General features: G+C 66.7%; 4 protein-coding genes. All 4 read left to right on the top strand.

What is annotated here, in order from left to right:
* On the top strand, window positions 1–720 hold a 720-nt coding region (locus tag B4F19_RS06125; protein ID WP_292733413.1), incomplete at its 5' end, for a LysR family substrate-binding domain-containing protein.
* 139 nt (window positions 721–859) lie between these two features.
* Window positions 860–1600, top strand: coding sequence for a 3-oxoacyl-ACP reductase FabG (gene fabG, locus B4F19_RS06120; protein ID WP_292733411.1), 741 nt, complete (start codon window positions 860–862; stop codon window positions 1598–1600).
* Between the two features lie 85 nt (window positions 1601–1685).
* Window positions 1686–2357, top strand: coding sequence for an alpha/beta hydrolase (locus B4F19_RS06115; protein WP_292733408.1), 672 nt, complete (start codon window positions 1686–1688; stop codon window positions 2355–2357).
* A partial coding sequence (locus B4F19_RS06110) for an LLM class flavin-dependent oxidoreductase (protein WP_292733405.1) occupies window positions 2354–2823 on the top strand: 470 nt, incomplete at its 3' end. The genes B4F19_RS06115 and B4F19_RS06110, both read left to right, overlap by 4 nt.

Genomic DNA, 2823 nt, shown 5'->3' with positions numbered 1-2823 from the left:
AGCACATCCAGCTCGTGCTCCACGGGGCGAGGAGAGTACGGCCGGGTGACCGTGGGGTTTGCCGGAGCCTCGAGCAACAGCGCGCTGCCTGTCCTGGCCCGTGCCGTCCGGTCGACGTATCCGAACATCGAGCTGGAGATGCACGGACAGCTGTATGCGAACGCGGCACTCTCGCGCCTCGTCGACGGCACTCTCGACCTCGGTTTCATCCGGTTGCCCTTCATCGCCCCCGGCGTGCAGTACCAGGTCATCGAGCGTGAGCAGCTGGTCGTCGCGCTGCCGGAGGATCACGCGCTCGCCGCGCGGGCGGAGTTGTCGTTGCGGGACCTCGCGAATGAACCGTGGGTGACGTTTCCCGCCGATTCGGGCTCGTCTGTGCAGTCGCTCCTGCAGCAGGTCTGCCTCGCAGCCGGTTTCACCCCCAACGTCGTCCAGGCGGCGCCCGACTCCTACACGATCATCGCTCTCGTCGCGGCGCATGTCGGTGTCACTCTCACCCTGACGTCGGTGATGCGGGCCAACCTTGATGAGAGCGTGGCGTACCGCCCGCTCACGGATGAGCTTCCCGTGGTCGAGTCGGCCATCGGCTGGAGCACCCAGAACCCTTCGGCCGCCCTGCGGTCCGTGGTCGGCCTCGTCAAGCTCGCGTTCGCCGAACCGACCGATCTCACCTACGACGCGCTGTCGTCACGGAGGCGAGCGATCACCAGCACAGATTGATCGCGCGGCGATTATTTCGCTCGAAGTCTCAGTTCCGCGGCACACCGGTATTGGACGAGGACTGACCCCCGCCCTCAGAATCGAAACGTGGTCAGGCCGCTTCATTGCGTCCGGGCGTGACCGCGCGAGGAGGTCGGAAATGGGACTGGTCGACGGAAAGACCGCGGTCATCACGGGCGGCGCCGGCGGACTCGGTCTGGCGATGGCTCACACTCTGCTCGCCGAGGGGGCGAACGTGGTGCTGACGGATGTCTCCTCCGAGGCGCTCGAACGCGCCCTGAATGAACTCGATCGTCCAGGACGCACGGCGACCTCGCTCGGCAGCGCATCGGACCCGGCGGCGGTCGCCGCTGCGGCGGCGGTTGCCGTGGAGTCATTCGGATCCCTCGACGTGTGGGTCAACAACGCGGGCTTCACACGCGACGCCACGATGCGCAAGATGCCCCTCGAGGACTTCGACGCCGTGATCGATGTGCATCTGAGGGGTGCATGGCTCGGCACCCGCGAGGCTGCGGGGATCATGCGCGAACAGGGCCGCGGCTCGATCATCAACGTGTCCTCGATCTCCGGAAAGGTCGGCAACGTCGGTCAGACCAATTACTCCGCGGCAAAGGCGGGAATCGTCGGCCTGACCAAAGCCGCCGCCAAAGAAGTCGGCTTCGCAGGGGTGAGGGTCAACGCAATCCAGCCCGGCATCATCAGCACGCCCATGACCGACGCCATGCCGGAGAGGATTCGCGAGTCCCGGCTCGCTGAGGTGCCCCTCGGACGATTCGGTCAGCCGAGCGAAGTCGCGAACGTCGTGCTGTTCCTCGCCAGCGAGCTCTCGAGCTATCTCACGGGAACGGTCATCGAGATCTCCGGCGGACGAAACATCTGACTACGGTCGACGCGCGGTGGCGCCGTGTAGACGGTTGTAGATACAACTAACCGATATAGTTTTATCTACAAGTATTCAGTCTGCAATGAGAAGGGCCGACGAGTCAGTGAACTCCCTGCTACGAGATGTGCGATCCTCCCAACCTGTCGACGGGTCCGACGGCGAGGCCGTCGCGATCTTCCTTCACGGCTTCGGCTCCAACGAACGCGACCTCGCCGGTCTTGCGGGTGCGCTCGGTCTTCGGCTGCCGTGGGCCTCACTGCGCGCACCGCTGCTGATGGGCAACGGCGGGGCAGCGTGGCTCGAGATCGTCACACCCGGCGATCCGGATCCCGCACCGCTGGCAATGGCCACCGACTCGGTCTGGGCATGGGTCGACGCGAACGTTGACCCGACCGCGCGCGTCGTCCCCATCGGGTTCTCTCAGGGTGGGCTGATGGCGAGCCAGCTCCTGCGCACCCGACCGGAACGTGTGATCGCGCCCGTCGTGCTCGGAGGATTCGTCGCGCGGGGAACCCAGCCCGGGGACGACGTGCTCGCGGTGAGCCGCCCGCACGTGTTCTGGGGGCGCGGGGCGGAAGACCGGGTCATCGCGGCGCCGGCGATCGCGCGGACCAGCGCGTTCCTCCCCACGCACGCCACCCTTCATGAGCGGGTCTATCCGGGTCTGGCTCACGGCATCGACGCGGCCGAGATCGCGGACGTGCGGGACTTCCTCATCGAGCATGTCGGTGCACATGCCGTCGATGCCCGATGAGCGGGACGACAGCGTTCGAGTTCGGCATCTTCACCTTCGGTGAGCTCACCCGCGGCGCCGACGGCGCGCCACTGTCGGCGGCCGGGCGACTGCGCGATGTCCTGGAGTGGGCGAAGGTCGCGGACGAGGCCGGCCTGGACGTCTTCGGCGTGGGAGAGCACCACCGAGCGGACTTCGCGGTCTCCTCGCCTCAGGTCGTCCTGGCCGCTGCGGCTGCCGTCACCTCTCGTATCCGACTCACGAGCACTGTCACGGTGCTCTCCAGCGCCGACCCTGTGCGCACCTTCGAGGACTTCGCCACCCTCGACCTGATCAGCGGAGGACGGGCCGAGCTGACCGCAGGGCGCGGCGCCTACACCGAGTCGTTCCCGCTGTTCGGTCAGGTGCTGGCGCGCTATGACGAGTACTTCGAGGATCGGCTGGATCTGCTGCTGCGTCTCCGGGAGTTATGCGATGTCCTCGTCAT

It is taken from the genome of Microbacterium sp. UBA1097 (assembly GCF_002313585.1).
Lineage (GTDB): Bacteria > Actinomycetota > Actinomycetes > Actinomycetales > Microbacteriaceae > Microbacterium.
This window is presented reverse-complemented; position numbering and strand designations above follow the sequence as displayed.